Origin of the sequence: Halopseudomonas litoralis (assembly GCF_900105005.1) — a bacterium.
Lineage (GTDB): Bacteria > Pseudomonadota > Gammaproteobacteria > Pseudomonadales > Pseudomonadaceae > Halopseudomonas > Halopseudomonas litoralis.
The window spans coordinates 2,734,685-2,749,855 of sequence record NZ_LT629748.1; the positions used below are offsets into that span (position 1 = coordinate 2,734,685).

Here is a 15,171-nt window from a genome sequence, read left to right on the forward strand (position 1 = left end):
TTGGCTCGACACGCTGCAAGTACATCCCTGTAAGCTCATTGATGCCATCCATGGCATCAAACGGTCGAGCCAACGGCACCACCATCCATCACCATGAACAATGTGCCCGCGGGAGATTAAACCCAAAACAAGAAGCTTGGCGATCTAGGATGTTTTTCTAGCAACTGCACCAAATTCACCGCGGGAGGCTCCGGTCCTGCTAAGTACGACCGTCGTGTCGCCATGGATGGCGACCGCGAGCTTACAGGGACGTATTTGCAGCGTGTCGTACTTAGCAGGACCGGAGCCGCACGCTGGCACCATCCAGCCGCAGCAATTACAAACCTGAACCAAACACCATACCAAACAACCTGCATCAAGCCTGTTGACTGGTAGGAGTAACCCGCAAAACCTCCTCAATGGTAGTCAACCCGGCCGCCACCTTCTGCGCACCGGATAACCGCAGACTGTGCATCCCTTCCCGGTAGGCCTGGCGGCGCAGAACGTTGAGGTCGATGTCGGTTTGCACGAGGGGCTTCAGGCTGTCGGTCAACGGCATCAATTCATAGACGCCGGCGCGTCCCCGGTAACCGGTTTCGCGGCACTCCGGGCAGCCTACAGGCCGATGGGCGCGAGTGGGCTGAGGCGAGTTCCAGGGTTTGGTCAGCTCCTGCCAGGCGGCTTCGTCCACTTCTGCCGGCTCCTTGCAGTGTGGGCAGAGAATGCGTACCAGCCGCTGCGCCATAACGCCGAGCACCGTGGCCTTGATCAGGTAGGCCGGCACCCCCAGCTCGATCAGGCGGCTGACGGAACTGGGCGCATCGTTGGTGTGCAGGGTAGACAGCACCAAGTGGCCGGTCAGTGCCGCCTGAATCGCCATTTCCGCAGTTTCCAGATCGCGGATCTCGCCGATCATGATGATATCCGGGTCCTGACGCATCAAGGCGCGGATGCCGCTGGCGAAGGTCAGATCGATATTGTGCTGCACCTGCATCTGATTGAAGCTGTCCTCGACCATCTCGATCGGGTCTTCGATGGTGCAGACATTGACTTCCGGCGTAGCCAGTTGCTTGAGCGTGGTGTACAACGTGGTGGTCTTACCGGAGCCAGTCGGCCCGGTGACCAGCACGATACCATTGGGTTGCTCGACCATGCTCTGCCAGCGGCGCTGATCCTCGCTGGAAAAGCCCAACTGATCAAAGCTGCGCAGCAGTACATCCGGGTCGAAGATCCGCATGACCATCTTCTCGCCAAAGGCAGTCGGTAAGGTCGACAGCCGCAGCTCAATCTCGTTGCCCTGGGGAGATTTGGTCTTGACCCGGCCATCCTGCGGCTTACGCTTTTCCGCCACATTCATCCGGCCCAGGGTTTTCAGACGACTGACCACCGCCACGGCCACCTGCAACGGAAACTGGTAAACCGTATGCAGCACACCGTCGATGCGCAGTCGCACGCTACCGTTCTCACGACGGGGCTCGATATGGATATCGCTGGCTCGCTGCTCGAAGGCGTATTGGAACAGCCAGTCGACGATATTGACCACATGCGCATCGTTGGCGTCCGGCTCCTGACTCATGCTGCCCAGGTTGAGCAACTGCTCGAAATTGCCGATCGAAGTGTTCTTCTGGTCCGACGCGTTCGCACCATGCACCGAGCGGGCCAGCCGGTAGAACTCCATCGAATAGCGCAGAATATCTGCCGGATTGGCCACCACGCGGCGGATCTCGCGCTTGAGCACATGCACCAGATCGGCTTCCCAGCCGCGCACAAAGGGCTGGGCACTGACCACGGTGACTTCCCGCTCGTTGATCTCCACCGCGAGGATGCCGTGGCGCCGGGCGAAGGCGAATGACATCAGTGGCGTGACCGCCGAGACATTGATCTTCAGCGGATCGATACGATAGAACGGCTGACCCGACTCACTTGCCAGCCAGCGGGTCAGCGCGTCCAGATCCAAGGGTCTGCCGGAGCGCGCAAGATCATCCGGCGCCTGGCTGGCGATGAATTCCAGTGGGTGCAGCTGGGCGGTTTCACCTGTTGCAGACCGGCGCAGGGTGCTCAGCTGCTCGGCACTTTCCAGCCCCAACCGCCCCTGCGCTGCCAGCACTTTGAGAATATCCGTCAGATCCAGCAGTCGATCACTGCCGGGAATCGCCAGGTCGGCCAGATGCTTCATCCCTGTTCACCCTCTTGTCGTTCATCCAATCCACCCGTTACCCAGTCAATCTCAGCTGTTCAGATCACGCCAGGCGTTCAACTTGCGCAGCCGCTGGCCCTGCTTGCGCAGCGCAGTCAACAGCGCCGGGCGCAGCTCCTCATCAACCAGTGGATACTGTTCAAGCAGCGCCTGCAGCTTGTTCAGTTCGCCGAACAGACGATTCGCCTCTGGCACCTCCAGATGATTGCGGAAGTTGGACAGCAGGAAATACAAGCGGCTCAACCGTGGCTGCTGATCCATCCATTCGCTGACATCCGAATCCGGCTCATTGTGGTGCGGCACGCGCAGTTCCTGAATCTCGCGAGCAACCGCCGCCAGCAACCAGCGCGGCAACGCCAGGTCGCCGACCCGCTCGCCACGTGGCGGACGGCTCTGCTTCCAGCTGGTGGTATGCAGCCACAGCCCCAGCCCCAGAAACAACTGTCCCCAGGCGGGGCTGGCAACGGTCTGTTCGAATATTTGCGGTGCCTGTTCTCGGGCACGGCGACCTTCCTCGTCATCAGACCAACCCGCGAGTACCAATGGACGGTACCGAGCAATGAGTTGATCCAGAGCCGGAGTGAACGGCTGGACTGAGGTACGCGGCAGGGCCAGGTCGAACACACCGAAAAAAGCGCGCAGGCTGATCAGGTTGGTGAGCAACTCGCGAAACAGCTTCCATTGCCCGCTGAATCTATACTGCTCAGCCAGCCGCTGAGTGTGTCCGAGCAACTGCCAACCAGCGCCGGCGATCACGTCATCCACCCGGGTATCCTGGGACCAGGCGCGAGCATCCAACTGCAGATCGTAGCTGGACGGATCGAACAGCCGGTAGCCCCGCTCGGCCTTGCTGATGTCGCAAGGCATCAGGGGTACGTCCAACGCCAGCGCGGCGGCCAGCTCCAGGAGGGCTGCCGCCGGGCCGCTGCGCAGCTCCAGTTCCAGCTCACAGATCGGCTCCTCGCGGCCATCCGCGATAACCTTGCCCTGATCCAGCGCCGCTTCCACTTCCACGGTCTCACCCTCACGCTCCCAGCGCAGAATGGCCTTGGTGCGCTCGAAGTCGGTGGTGAAGACCGGTTGCAGAGTCAACTTGTCCAGCTCGGCGAGGCTGGCGGGCCAGCAGCTGTCATCCAACAGGGTCAGATCCAGTGCCGCTGCGGACACGGCCCAGTCCCACTCATTGCGCTCGGATAGACCGGCAACGCTTTGGCCACGGCTCTTCAGCGTCTGAATGAACTGCTCACCATCACGGCGAACACGCAGAGCTACACGCGCCTGGGCCATGTCGCGGGAAGCAGTATCGTAATACTGGTTGTACAGAGTGCCAGTGCTCCATTCACCCTGCAGGCGCTGCTGCAACAAGGGATGTGTGCGTAGAACCGACAGTGCGTCGGGGCTGATCCGCAGTTTGATTTCTGTTTCCTGGGCCATACTTTGTCTCATGATGAAATTACCGCGACCAACTGTGATCGAAATGATTTTTGGCAAAAGTGTGTCAATTTGGTGACCACATCCTCTGCCATGACTATAATCCGCTGCCAAACACGCCTTGGGAGATCCCTATGTCCAACAATCCTTTCATGAACCTCTTCGGTCGCTCTCCTATCGGGCCGATGCAGCGGCATATGGCCAAGGCACACGAATGCGCTTCTCAGTTGGTGCCTTTCGTCGACGCGCTGATGGCTGAGGACTGGGTCGAAGCCGAACGCGTTCAGCAGCGCATCTGCGAGCTCGAGAACGCAGCCGACGAGATGAAGAAGAACGTTCGCGTCAATCTGCCCAACAGCCTGTTTCTGTCCGTGCCGCGCTCAGATCTGCTTGAGCTGCTCAGTGTACAGGACAAAGTCGCCAACCGCGCCAAGGATATCGCGGGCCTGATGCTGGGTCGCAAGATGACCATCCACCCGGATGTACAGCCTGCATTCAGACGCTTTGTCGAACGTTCTGTCGAGGCCGCTACCCAGGCCCTGCGGGCCATGGAAGAGCTCAGCGACCTGATGGAAACCAGCTTTGCCGGCCGTGAGAGGAAGCTCATGGAGACCATGATCATCGAGCTGGAACGCATCGAGCATGATACGGATGAGATGCAGATCAAACTGCGGGCGGAGCTGTTCAAGCGCGAGTCTGAACTGCCCCCCGTCAACGTGATGTTCACCTACCAGATCATCGAATGGATCGGTGATGTTGCGGACCGCGCGGAACGCGTAGGTAACCGCCTGGAAATCCTCATGGCCCGTTAAGGGCCGTTCACCTGTCACACAATCAACAGAGCTTCCTCTTATGACCCTGATCGCAGAATATGGCACCATCCTGCTGGTGCTGGCCTGCCTATTCGGCTTTTTCATGGCTTGGGGCGTTGGCGCCAATGACGTAGCCAATGCCATGGGTACCTCCGTAGGCGCTCGCGCCCTGACCATCAAGCAGGCAATCATCATTGCCATGGTGTTCGAGTTCCTCGGTGCTTATCTGGCTGGGGGGTCGGTAACCCAGACCATTCGCAGCGGCATTCTGGATGCGACGCAAATCACTGCTGAGCAGATGGTGTTCGGCATGATGGCCTCCCTGCTGGCCGCCGGATCCTGGCTGCTGATCGCCTCCATGCGCGGCTGGCCGGTCTCGACGACACATTCGATCGTCGGTGCGGTGATCGGATTTGGTGCGGTCGGCGTGTCCATGGACTCAGTCAACTGGGCAGGCGTTTTACCTATCGTTTCCAGCTGGGTGATCTCGCCGCTGCTGTCCGGCATCGTTGCCTTCATGATTTTCGTCAGTGTGCATCGGTTGATACTTGATACCGATACCCCCTTCGCCAATGCCAAACGCTACGTGCCCTTTTACATGTTTGCCGTGGGTTTTTTCATCTCGTTGATGACCCTGACCAAAGGGCTCAAGCATGTTGGGCTGGACCTGTCCGGCCTCCAGGGTTTTGGCCTGTCGGTAGTCGCCGGTCTGCTGGTTGCCGGGCTTGGCGTGGTGCTGCTGCGACGAGTCAAGGAAGAGCCTGTGGAAAAAGGCAAGCACAACAGTGTCGAGCGGGTGTTCGGTATTCTGATGATCTTCACCGCCTGCTCCATGGCTTTTGCCCATGGCTCCAACGATGTTGCCAACGCGGTAGGCCCGTTGGCTGCGGTGGTCGGCGTGCTGCAGTCAGGCGGCGAAATTGCCGCCACCTCGGTGGTGCCCAGCTGGATTCTGCTACTTGGCGGCATCGGCATCGTGATCGGTCTGGCTACCTATGGTTACCGAGTGATCGCCACCATTGGCCAGCATATTACTGAACTGACTCCCAGTCGCGGCTTTGCAGCCGAGCTGGCCACCGCCGCCACAGTCGTCGGTGCATCGGGCATCGGCCTGCCTGTCTCCACCACCCATACTCTGGTGGGCGCGGTACTCGGGGTGGGCATGGCACGCGGTATCGCGGCGCTGAATCTCAAGGTGGTGGGTACCATCTTCACCTCGTGGGTAATTACTCTGCCTGCCGGCGCCATTCTCTCGATCATGTTCTTCTTCACCCTGCAGGGCATTTTCGGCTGACGCTTTTCACTGGCTGACGTAAGCTGGGTTCTCCAGTCTTACGCCAGCCAGGAGTTCGCAATGCCTGTCCCCTCGCTCAAGGCGCAATTCGCCGCCCTGCTGCAAACGCCCTCCATCAGTTGTACCCAGCCGGAACTCGATCAATCCAACCTGCCGGTCATCCATCTGTTGAGCGACTGGCTGAGTGCGCTCGGCTTTACTTGCAATATCCAACCGATTGCCGGGGCGCCGGGCAAGGCCAACCTGATTGCCATTCTGGGCAGCGGCCCCGGCGGGCTGGTGCTGGCCGGACATACCGATACCGTACCCTGCAACCCAGAGCGCTGGCAGCACGATCCTTTTGCTCTGACCGAGGCGAATGGACGCTGGTATGGGTTGGGCAGCTGCGATATGAAAGGCTTCTTTCCGTTGATCATCGAAGCTGTGCAGGCATTCCGTGATCAACCCCTGCAGCAACCATTGATCATCCTGGCGACAGCAGATGAGGAAAGTGCCATGGGTGGCGCCCAGGCGCTGGCCGTCGATGATCTGCTGGGCGCCCGCCATGCGGTGATCGGCGAGCCTACCGGACTGAAGCCGATCCGCGTGCACAAGGGGATATTGATGGAGCGCGTGGATATCATCGGTCAGGCCGGCCACTCTTCAGATCCATCGCTTGGGCGCAATGCCATCGAAGCCATGCATCAGGTAATCAATGAATTACTGACTCTGCGCAGCAGTTGGCAACAACAATGGACCAACCCGCTGTTCAGCGTGCCGACTCCGACCCTGAATCTGGGCTGCATCCATGGCGGTGACAATCCCAACCGCATCTGCGGTCGCTGTGCACTGGAGTTCGACCTGCGCCCATTGCCCGGCATGGACGCCGATGAACTGCGCGCGACCATTGGTCAGCGTCTGGCCGCCGTTGCAGCAGAACAACAGGTGCAGATCGACTATCAGCCACTGTTTCCCGGCGTGCCGCCTATGGATACGTCGGCTACCGCCGAGATAGTCCAGGCCTGCGAGCAGCTCACCGGTTACAGCGCCGGCAGTGTTGCCTTCGCCACCGAGGGGCCCTATCTGAACCAGCTTGGCCTGCAAACCATCATCCTCGGCCCCGGCGACATCGCCCAGGCGCATCAACCGGATGAGTATCTGGCGATGGATCGTATTGAGCCGACGGTGAAGATACTGCGGGAGTTGATTGGGCGGTTTTGTTTGTAAGAGCCCCCTCTCCCGCAAGGGAGAGAGGGCAGCAAAGCCTACCGAAACGGCGGCTCGTCAAAGCTGCGCAGCTTGCGTGAATGCAGGCTGTGCAACTGGTCGCGCAGCAGATCCAGCGCAGCGATACCGATATGCAGGTGTTGGGTCACGGCGCGCTCATAGAAGGCGCCGGCTGCGCCGGGCAGCTTGAGCTCGCTGTGCAGCGGCTTGTCCGAGACACACAGCAGCGTGCCGTAGGGCACCCGCAGACGATAGCCCTGCGCAGCGACGGTACCGCTTTCCATATCCACGGCGACTGCCCGGGACAGGTTGATCAACGGCCGTTCCTGCGCCCAGCGCAGCTCCCAGTTGCGATCGTCGTAGGTCAGGATGGTACCGGTTCGCAGACGCCGTTTCAGTGCATCGCCCTTGTCCCCGGTAACCTGCGCCGCGGCATCCTGCAGAGCCTGCTGTACCTCCGCCAGCGCCGGCAGCGGTATATGCGGTGGCAGCACCCGATCGAGAATGCCATCGCGGCGCATATAGGCGTGCGCCAGTACATAATCACCGATGGTCTGTGACTGGCGCAGACCACCGCAGTGGCCGATCATCAGCCAGCAATGCGGACGCAGTACCGCCAGGTGATCGGTGATGTTCTTGGCATTGGACGGGCCGACGCCGATATTGACCAGGGTAATGCCGTCTCCATCGGCGGCCTGCAGGTGATAGGCCGGCATCTGGTACTTGTGCCAGACCACGCTGTCGAGGATCGCCTGCATCTCGCCCTCGGCCATGCCACGCTCGACGATCACATTACCCGGCAACACCATACGGCAGAACCGCGAATCGGCGAGCAGCATGTCCAGCCCGTGGCGGATGAACTGATCCACGTAGCGGTGGTAGTTGGTCAACAGAATCCATGGCTGTACATGACGCCAGTCGCTACCGGTGTAGTGCACCAGTCGGCGCAGGGAAAAATCCACCCGAGCGGCGTCAAACAGTGCCAGCGGCAGCGGGTCGGTATCTTCCCAGTCCACGAGGCCATCGGCGGTGCCATCGGTTGCAGCAGCCAGGTCGGTACTGGGAAATACCCTTGCCAGTTCGCCAGCCGTGACGCCGGAGCCCGCCAGCTCATCGCCCTGCTCGACCACATAGGGGTAGGGAATCGCCTGCTGACTGACACCCACCTCCAGCCGCACGCTGAACTCACTGGTCAACGGATGCAGCTGTTGCAGCAGGTAACTGCGGAAATTCTCGGGATGGGTAATGGTGACGCTGTAGATGCCCGGCACCTGCACCTTGGCCCAGGCGCGCACGCTGCTTGGTGCCGGGTCACTGCCGGTCCAGGTCAGCCGCAGTTCAGGATAACGGAACAGGCGTAACTGCTGCGCGTCGGGTCGGGTGCGGTCCTTGAGATACTGTTTCAATGAATGACCCAGCGCATCAACCGCCTGATCATACAGCGCGGCCAGACGATCAACAGCTTCTTCGGGTGTCTGCACAACCATGAAATCTTCAGTACCTGAATGCACGGCAATCTCTCTTCTGTGTCTGAATCCGGTTTCGGGGAAATGCTTCTATCTTGCCTGCAATCCCTTGGCGACGGCAATTGCGCGCCTCGCTCTTGAAGCCGAGGGCTGAATATCTCTAAACTGGTGTTTTTCACGGAACAGCCGCATGTCCGACTACGTCAAATGGTTCCGCCACTCCACACCCTACATCAACACCCATCGCGATCGCACCTTCGTGGTGTTGTTGCCGGGTGAAGCGATCGCGCACCCCAACTTCAACAACATAATGAATGACATCATGTTGCTCAACAGTCTGGGGGTGCGTCTGGTGCTGGTACACGGCTCGCGGCCGCAGATTGAGGAGCGTCTGAGCGCGCGCGGCATCGCCTCGCGCTACCACAGCGATCTGCGGATTACCGACAGCGACACCTTGAGTTGCGTAATGGATGCGGTGGGCAGTTTGCGCATCGCCATAGAGGCGCGGCTGGGCACCAATGCCGGGCAGGGTCGTCGTTTGCGCGTGGTCGGTGGCAACTTCGTCACGGCAAAACCGATCGGCGTGATCGACGGGGTGGATCTGCACCATACCGGTGAGGTCCGGCGTATCGATCGCAAGGCGATCAGCCAGCATCTGGATGAAGAATCCATCGTGCTGTTGTCGTCCATCGGCTATTCGCCGACCGGTGAGGTATTCAATCTCGCCTGCGAAGATGTCGCCACCAGTGCAGCCAGTGCGCTGGAAGCGGACAAGCTCATTCTGTTCGGCCCTGATACCGGCATTTTCGATGCCGAGGGGTATTTGTTGCGCGAGCTCAAACCCAGCCGGGCGATGCCTTTGCTGGCAGCGCTCGGCAACAGCCAGCCGGGCTCTCTGCTCGCCGCCGCGTGCAAGGCCTGCAACCAGGGCTTACGGCGCAGCCATATCATCAGTTATGCCGAAGATGGCGCCATGCTCACCGAGCTGTTCACACTCGATGGCGGCGGCACCCTGGTGACTCAGGAGCCTTTCGAGAAGGTGCGCACCGCAACGGTTGAGGACGTCGCGGGGCTGCTGGAATTGCTGCACCCGCTGGAAGAAGCCGGCGTTCTGGTGCGCCGTTCGCGGGAGGTGCTGGAGACGGAGATCAATCAGTTCACGCTGGTCGAGCGGGACGGCATGATCATCGGTTGCGCCGCCTTGTATCCACTGGGTGAGCACAGCGCCGAACTGGCCTGCGTGGCGATTCACCCTGATTACCGCCACGGCGGGCGCGGCGACCAGTTGTTGGAGCACATCGAAGCAGAAGCCAGGCGCCTGGCAATCAATACGCTGTTTGTACTCACCACACGAACCGCGCACTGGTTCCGCGAACGCGGCTTCGAGCCCAGCTCCGTAGCCCGCCTGCCCGAGCAGCGCGCCTCGCTGTACAACTACCAGCGCAACTCCAAGGTGTTTGAGAAGAGCCTATAACCCACCTGCGCCAGGCCGGGCCGGACGCGCCCTGCAATGCTTGCCGTCGAGCAGGCTGGCGGTTCGGGCTGCAGGCTCGGCGGCAAATTGATATGCTAGGGCTCATTAGCTCCTGACGTTTTCTGCATCGCACAACGAGATAAACCACCATGCCTGATTATCGTTCCAAGACGTCCACCCACGGTCGCAACATGGCCGGCGCCCGCGCCCTGTGGCGCGCTACCGGCATGAAAGACGAAGACTTCAAGAAGCCGATCATCGCCATCGCCAACTCCTTTACCCAGTTCGTGCCCGGTCATGTGCACCTGAAGGACATGGGCCAACTGGTCGCCCGCGAGATCGAAAAGGCCGGCGGTGTAGCCAAGGAATTCAATACCATCGCGGTGGATGACGGTATCGCCATGGGTCACGACGGCATGCTGTACTCCCTGCCGAGCCGCGAGATCATCGCCGACTCGGTGGAATACATGGTCAACGCCCACTGCGCTGATGCCATCGTGTGTATTTCCAACTGCGACAAGATCACTCCCGGCATGCTGATGGCCGCGTTGCGCCTGAACATCCCCGTGGTGTTCGTCTCCGGCGGCCCGATGGAAGCCGGCAAGACCAAGCTGGCCTCCCATGGTCTGGATCTGGTCGATGCCATGGTCGCCGCTGCCGATGACTCCTGCTCCGACGAAACTGTCGCCGAATACGAGCGCAGCGCCTGCCCTACGTGCGGCAGCTGCTCCGGCATGTTCACCGCCAACTCGATGAACTGCCTCACCGAAGCCCTGGGCCTGTCCCTGCCGGGCAACGGCTCCCTGCTGGCCACTCACAGCGACCGCGAACAGCTGTTCCTGCGCGCGGGCCGCGTGGCGGTGGAACTCTGCAAACGCTACTACCAGGACCAGGACGAGTCAGTTCTGCCGCGCAATGTTGCCAACATCAAAGCGTTCGAGAACGCCATGACCCTGGACATTGCTATGGGCGGCTCGACCAACACCATCCTGCACCTGCTGGCTGCGGCTCAGGAAGGCGATGTCGATTTCGATCTGCGCGATATTGATGAGTTGTCGCGCAAGGTGCCGCAGTTGTGCAAGGTGGCGCCGAACATCCAGAAGTACCACATGGAGGATGTTCACCGCGCCGGCGGCGTATTCTCGATTCTCGGCTCACTGGCCCGCGGCGGCCTGCTCCATACCGATATACCCACGATCCACAGCAGGACCATGGCTGAGGCTATCGCCCAGTGGGATATCACCCAGACCAGCGATCCGGCCGTGCATGAGTTCTTCAAGGCCGGCCCGGCAGGCATTCCGACCCAGACCGCGTTCAGCCAGAGCACTCGCTGGCCGAGCCTGGATGATGATCGCGCTGAAGGCTGTATCCGCTCGGTCGAGCACGCCTACTCTGCGGAAGGGGGCCTGGCGGTGCTGTACGGCAACATCGCAATGGACGGCTGTGTGGTGAAAACTGCCGGCGTTGATGAGTCGATCCATGTATTTGAGGGCAGCGCCAAGATCTTCGAGAGTCAGGACAGCGCCGTGCGCGGCATTCTGGCCGACGAAGTAAAGGCCGGCGATGTGGTGATCATCCGCTACGAAGGCCCCAAAGGCGGCCCGGGCATGCAGGAAATGCTCTATCCCACCAGCTACCTGAAATCCAAGGGACTGGGTGCGGATTGTGCACTGCTGACCGACGGTCGCTTCTCCGGCGGCACCTCCGGCCTGTCCATCGGCCATGCTTCCCCCGAAGCTGCCGCAGGCGGAGCCATCGGTCTGGTGCAGGAAGGCGATCGCATCCTGATCGACATTCCCAATCGCACTATCAACCTGCTGGTGTCCGATGAGGAACTGTCGCATCGCCGCATCGAGCAGGACAAGAAAGGCTGGAAGCCAGTGGAAAAACGCCCACGCAAGGTGTCCACAGCGCTCAAAGCCTACGCCCTGCTGGCCACCAGTGCCGACAAGGGTGCAGTGCGCAACAAGGCGATGCTGGAAGACTGATTTGGGCAGGCGGAGTGGCTACGGCTACTCCGCCCTCGCCTCCCCTAGCTCCTTCAACGCTTCAGCCAACTTACCCTCACGCTTGTCGATCTTTTCCTGATCGCCCTTGCGGATGGCTTCGGCCAGTTCATCCCGGCGCTCTTCCACTTCCGCCTCGCTTTCACCGATACGCTGGCCCCGCTCAGCCGCAAGACCTGCTTCGCTGCAGTTGGCACGCATTTCTTGCAACGCCTTGCTCAACCCGCGTACCTGTTGCTGATTGTCGGCAGCCTCGGCTTGTTGCAGCCGCTCGGTGATGCGTTGCTCCTTGTCGGCACAGGTTTCCTGACCACCCGCCGGGGTTTGCGCCTGAACCGGCATTGCCAGCAACAGCGCCACCAATAATGTCTTGCTCATAAGCCTGCTCCGTATCTGGAATCCCAGACACCAGCATAGACAATCGCCTGAAAAATCAATGGCGGTCCTGACAATCAGCTTATTCAGCTAACAGACAGGTCGAACTTCACCACTCCCGGCGGTCGAATTTTCAACAGGGCCCAGGTCTGTTGACCTCCGGCCTCCACCATTACTGGAGAACCCCATGACTCAATCACTGCAAGGCAAACGCGTGGCTATCCTGGTGACTGACGGCTTCGAGCAAGTCGAACTGACCGGCCCCAGGGAAGCTCTGGAGAAAGCCGGCGTCCGCGCCGATATCATTTCATCTGAATCAGGCAAGGTGGCCGGCTGGAATCACACTACCCCGGCCGACGAATTTGAGGTCGACAATACCTTCGACCGCATCCGCCTTGATGACTATGACGCTCTGCTGTTACCCGGCGGCGTGGTCAATTCTGACAATATCCGCAGCAATGAGATGGCCCAGGAGCTGGTCCGTGATGCTGCCCGTACGAACAAGACCATCGCCGTGATCTGTCACGGCAGCTGGCTGCTGATTTCCGCCGGTGTTGTGCAAGGCAAGACCATCACTAGCTGGCCCTCACTGAGCGATGATCTGAAGAACGCCGGCGCCAACTGGGTCGACCAGCAGGTGGTGGTCGACGGCGACCTGATCAGCAGCCGCAAACCTGATGACATTCCTGCTTTCAGTCAGGCTGTCATCGACGCCCTGGCGGCATAGGACCAGTGCGCCGTCACGGAAAGCGCTCGTGGGAGGGGCGCCTCGCCGCGACGGCGTGCGTAGCGCCACTGGGTTTACCTGGCCCCCGGAAGGAGGGCAATCAGCTGATATTCGGTTGAATCCAGGTTTCGAAAACGTAGGCTGGTGTCGTCTCGCCGGCGGCATGCGCTTCGCTCTCGAGCAGCTGCCAACCAGTGAATTCCGGAAAAAATGCATCCCCCTGTACCGCAAGGTCGATACGGGTCAGATAGATCCGACTGGCCAGCGGCAGTGCCTCGGCATAGAGCTGGCCGCCACCGATCAATATGACTTCTTCAACACCCTGGTCATGCGCCCACTCATCGGCACGGGCAACAGCCTCTTCCAGGTTGGCAAACACCTCTGCGCCTTCCAGTTGCAGATCAGCCTGGCGACTGACCACCAGATTGAGCCTGCCGGGCAGCGGCCGCCCCAGCGAATCCCAGGTTTTGCGGCCCATGATGATGGGCTTGCCCAGCGTGGTCTGCTTGAAGTGCTTGAGGTCTGCCGGCAGATGCCATGGCATGTGATTGTCCAGCCCGATCACCCGGTCATGTGCGCAGGCGGCAATCAGCGAGAGAGGGAGTCTTTTCATGCTCAAACCGCCACCGGCGCTTTGATATGCGGGTGGGACTGGTAGTCTTCCAGAGTGAAATCATCGAAGGTGAAGGAAAACAGATCCCTGACCTCCGGATTAAGCCGCATCGTCGGCAATGGCAAGGGCTCACGGCTCAATTGCAGATCGGTCTGCTCGATATGGTTGGCGTACAGGTGGCAATCGCCGCCGGTCCAGACAAACTCCCCAGGCTGCAGATCGCAGACCTGGGCGACCATCAATGTCAGCAGCGCATAGCTGGCGATATTGAACGGCACGCCAAGGAAGATATCCGCCGAGCGCTGATACAGCTGGCAACTCAGCTTGCCGTCAGCCACGTAGAACTGAAACAGTGCGTGACACGGCGGCAATGCCATCTCATCCACCAGCGCGGGGTTCCAGGCGGAGACAATCAGCCTGCGGGAATCGGGGTTGGTCTTGATCATCTCCAGCAGTTTGCTGATCTGATCGATCGACTCGCCGTTGGGTGCCGGCCAGCTGCGCCACTGATAGCCATAAACCGGCCCCAGGTCGCCATTCTCATCAGCCCATTCATCCCATATGGAGACGCCGTTTTCCTTCAGGTAACGAATGTTGGTATCGCCCTGCAGGAACCACAGCAGCTCATGCACGATGGATTTCAGATGACATTTCTTGGTCGTGACCATGGGAAAGCCGTCGGCCAGATCAAAGCGCATCTGATGACCGAACACACTCCAGGTACCGGTCCCGGTGCGATCACTCTTGAAGGTGCCGGATTCACGCACCCGGCGCATGAGGTCAAGATACTGTTTCATGCTTTACGTCCTCTTTGCGGTAGGCCCACCACATCAATGCGGCGCCCGCCAGAATCATGGGTATACAGAGCAGCTGACCCATGGTCAGCCAGCCAAACGCCAGGTAGCCAAGATGGGCATCCGGCTCACGAACAAACTCGACGATGAAGCGGAACAGCCCGTAACAGATGCCGAACAGACCACTGACCGCCATGGTCGGACGCGGCTTGCGCGAATAGATCCACAGAATGGCAAACAGCGCCACACCCTCAAGGGCAAACTGATACAGCTGCGAAGGATGTCGCGCCAGCTGCGCCGGATCGGTGGGGAAGACCATGGCCCAGGGCACATCGGTGGCTCTTCCCCATAGTTCGGCATTGATGAAGTTGCCGATACGCCCTGCACCGAGGCCTATCGGCACCAATGGCGCGATGAAGTCCATCAGCTGGAAGAAGCTCTTGCCGTGACGCCGGGAGAACCACAACACCGCCAACAGCACGCCGACCAGCCCGCCATGGAAGGACATACCGCCCTTCCAAATCTGCAATACCAGTGACGGGTCGTTCAGGTACGAGGCCAGATCATAGAAAAGAACATAGCCCAATCGGCCACCGGCAATCACCCCCAGCGCCACCCAGAACACCAGGTCGGACAGTGTTTCCGAGGTCCATTTAGGATCAAAGCGCTGCAGCCGGCGACTGGCCAGCCACCATGCACCACCGATGCCGATCAGATACATCAGACCGTACCAGTGAATCTGCAACGGACCAAGTGAGAGGGCGACAGGATCAATCTGCGGATAAGTCAGCATGGAT

Annotated in this window: 13 protein-coding genes; 6 read left to right on the plus strand and 7 right to left on the minus strand. The window is 60.1% G+C overall.

Annotated elements, in window-relative coordinates; translation table 11 throughout:
* Window positions 1-355 precede the first annotated feature (355 nt).
* Entirely contained in the window at window positions 356-2,155 is a 1,800-nt protein-coding gene (locus BLU11_RS13190) for a GspE/PulE family protein (protein ID WP_090274100.1), read from the minus strand.
* Window positions 2,156-2,206: 51 nt separating this feature from the next.
* The gene (locus tag BLU11_RS13195; RefSeq protein WP_090274102.1) at window positions 2,207-3,610 is read right to left on the minus strand and encodes a CYTH domain-containing protein; all 1,404 of its coding nucleotides are present in this window, start codon (window positions 3,608-3,610) and stop codon (window positions 2,207-2,209) included.
* Between the two features lie 131 nt (window positions 3,611-3,741).
* Here BLU11_RS13195 and BLU11_RS13200 point away from each other — a divergent pair, with 131 nt between their 5' ends.
* From BLU11_RS13200 to argE, 3 genes are read left to right on the plus strand one after another with little or no spacing between them, the layout of a single operon-like run.
* Window positions 3,742-4,419, plus strand: coding sequence for a TIGR00153 family protein (locus BLU11_RS13200; RefSeq protein WP_090274104.1), 678 nt, complete (start codon window positions 3,742-3,744; stop codon window positions 4,417-4,419).
* A 40-nt stretch (window positions 4,420-4,459) separates the two neighbouring features.
* Entirely contained in the window at window positions 4,460-5,713 is a 1,254-nt protein-coding gene (locus tag BLU11_RS13205) for an inorganic phosphate transporter (RefSeq protein ID WP_090274106.1), read from the plus strand.
* Window positions 5,714-5,773: 60 nt separating this feature from the next.
* Entirely contained in the window at window positions 5,774-6,919 is a 1,146-nt protein-coding gene (gene argE / locus BLU11_RS13210) for an acetylornithine deacetylase (protein ID WP_090274108.1), read from the plus strand.
* Between the two features lie 38 nt (window positions 6,920-6,957).
* Here argE and amn read toward each other — a convergent pair whose 3' ends face one another.
* Window positions 6,958-8,406, minus strand: coding sequence for an AMP nucleosidase (amn, locus tag BLU11_RS13215; RefSeq protein WP_090274110.1), 1,449 nt, complete (start codon window positions 8,404-8,406; stop codon window positions 6,958-6,960).
* Between the two features lie 169 nt (window positions 8,407-8,575).
* Here amn and argA point away from each other — a divergent pair, with 169 nt between their 5' ends.
* Both argA and ilvD read left to right on the plus strand, forming a co-directional pair.
* The gene (gene argA / locus BLU11_RS13220; protein WP_090274112.1) at window positions 8,576-9,859 is read left to right on the plus strand and encodes an amino-acid N-acetyltransferase; all 1,284 of its coding nucleotides are present in this window, start codon (window positions 8,576-8,578) and stop codon (window positions 9,857-9,859) included.
* Window positions 9,860-10,008: 149 nt separating this feature from the next.
* Window positions 10,009-11,847 carry a dihydroxy-acid dehydratase gene (gene ilvD, locus BLU11_RS13225; protein WP_090274113.1) on the plus strand — a complete coding sequence of 613 codons (1,839 nt, stop codon included), beginning with the start codon at window positions 10,009-10,011 and terminating at the stop codon, window positions 11,845-11,847.
* A gap of 24 nt (window positions 11,848-11,871) precedes the next feature.
* On the opposite strand, the gene BLU11_RS13230 is transcribed toward ilvD, so the two are convergent.
* Window positions 11,872-12,243, minus strand: coding sequence for a DUF1090 domain-containing protein (locus BLU11_RS13230; RefSeq protein ID WP_090274115.1), 372 nt, complete (start codon window positions 12,241-12,243; stop codon window positions 11,872-11,874).
* Window positions 12,244-12,427: 184 nt separating this feature from the next.
* Here BLU11_RS13230 and BLU11_RS13235 point away from each other — a divergent pair, with 184 nt between their 5' ends.
* Window positions 12,428-12,967: a type 1 glutamine amidotransferase domain-containing protein gene (locus BLU11_RS13235; RefSeq protein WP_090274117.1), complete on the plus strand. Its 540-nt coding sequence runs from the start codon at window positions 12,428-12,430 to the stop codon at window positions 12,965-12,967.
* Window positions 12,968-13,067: 100 nt separating this feature from the next.
* Here BLU11_RS13235 and BLU11_RS13240 read toward each other — a convergent pair whose 3' ends face one another.
* The 3 genes from BLU11_RS13240 to lgt are packed head-to-tail and all read right to left on the minus strand — an operon-like array spanning window position 13,068 to window position 15,167.
* Entirely contained in the window at window positions 13,068-13,580 is a 513-nt protein-coding gene (locus BLU11_RS13240; protein WP_090274119.1) for a dihydrofolate reductase, read from the minus strand.
* A 2-nt stretch (window positions 13,581-13,582) separates the two neighbouring features.
* On the minus strand, window positions 13,583-14,377 hold the full coding sequence (locus tag BLU11_RS13245) for a thymidylate synthase (RefSeq protein WP_090274122.1): 795 nt from the start codon (window positions 14,375-14,377) through the stop codon (window positions 13,583-13,585).
* Complete coding sequence (lgt, locus tag BLU11_RS13250) at window positions 14,361-15,167, minus strand: prolipoprotein diacylglyceryl transferase (RefSeq protein WP_090274124.1); 807 nt, start codon at window positions 15,165-15,167, stop codon at window positions 14,361-14,363. The genes BLU11_RS13245 and lgt overlap by 17 nt, the downstream gene beginning before the upstream one ends.
* Between the last annotated feature and the right edge of the window lie 4 nt (window positions 15,168-15,171).

What these genes read in the sequence shown, in the direction of transcription:
- BLU11_RS13190 (WP_090274100.1), bottom strand. Translation starts at nt 2,155, where the DNA reads ATGAAGCATCTGGCCGACCTGGCGATTCCCGGCAGTGATCGACTGCTG.
- BLU11_RS13195 (WP_090274102.1), bottom strand. Translation starts at nt 3,610, where the DNA reads ATGGCCCAGGAAACAGAAATCAAACTGCGGATCAGCCCCGACGCACTG.
- BLU11_RS13200 (WP_090274104.1), top strand. Translation starts at nt 3,742, where the DNA reads ATGTCCAACAATCCTTTCATGAACCTCTTCGGTCGCTCTCCTATCGGG.
- BLU11_RS13205 (WP_090274106.1), top strand. Translation starts at nt 4,460, where the DNA reads ATGACCCTGATCGCAGAATATGGCACCATCCTGCTGGTGCTGGCCTGC.
- argE (WP_090274108.1), top strand. Translation starts at nt 5,774, where the DNA reads ATGCCTGTCCCCTCGCTCAAGGCGCAATTCGCCGCCCTGCTGCAAACG.
- amn (WP_090274110.1), bottom strand. Translation starts at nt 8,406, where the DNA reads ATGGTTGTGCAGACACCCGAAGAAGCTGTTGATCGTCTGGCCGCGCTG.
- argA (WP_090274112.1), top strand. Translation starts at nt 8,576, where the DNA reads ATGTCCGACTACGTCAAATGGTTCCGCCACTCCACACCCTACATCAAC.
- ilvD (WP_090274113.1), top strand. Translation starts at nt 10,009, where the DNA reads ATGCCTGATTATCGTTCCAAGACGTCCACCCACGGTCGCAACATGGCC.
- BLU11_RS13230 (WP_090274115.1), bottom strand. Translation starts at nt 12,243, where the DNA reads ATGAGCAAGACATTATTGGTGGCGCTGTTGCTGGCAATGCCGGTTCAG.
- BLU11_RS13235 (WP_090274117.1), top strand. Translation starts at nt 12,428, where the DNA reads ATGACTCAATCACTGCAAGGCAAACGCGTGGCTATCCTGGTGACTGAC.
- BLU11_RS13240 (WP_090274119.1), bottom strand. Translation starts at nt 13,580, where the DNA reads ATGAAAAGACTCCCTCTCTCGCTGATTGCCGCCTGCGCACATGACCGG.
- BLU11_RS13245 (WP_090274122.1), bottom strand. Translation starts at nt 14,377, where the DNA reads ATGAAACAGTATCTTGACCTCATGCGCCGGGTGCGTGAATCCGGCACC.
- lgt (WP_090274124.1), bottom strand. Translation starts at nt 15,167, where the DNA reads ATGCTGACTTATCCGCAGATTGATCCTGTCGCCCTCTCACTTGGTCCG.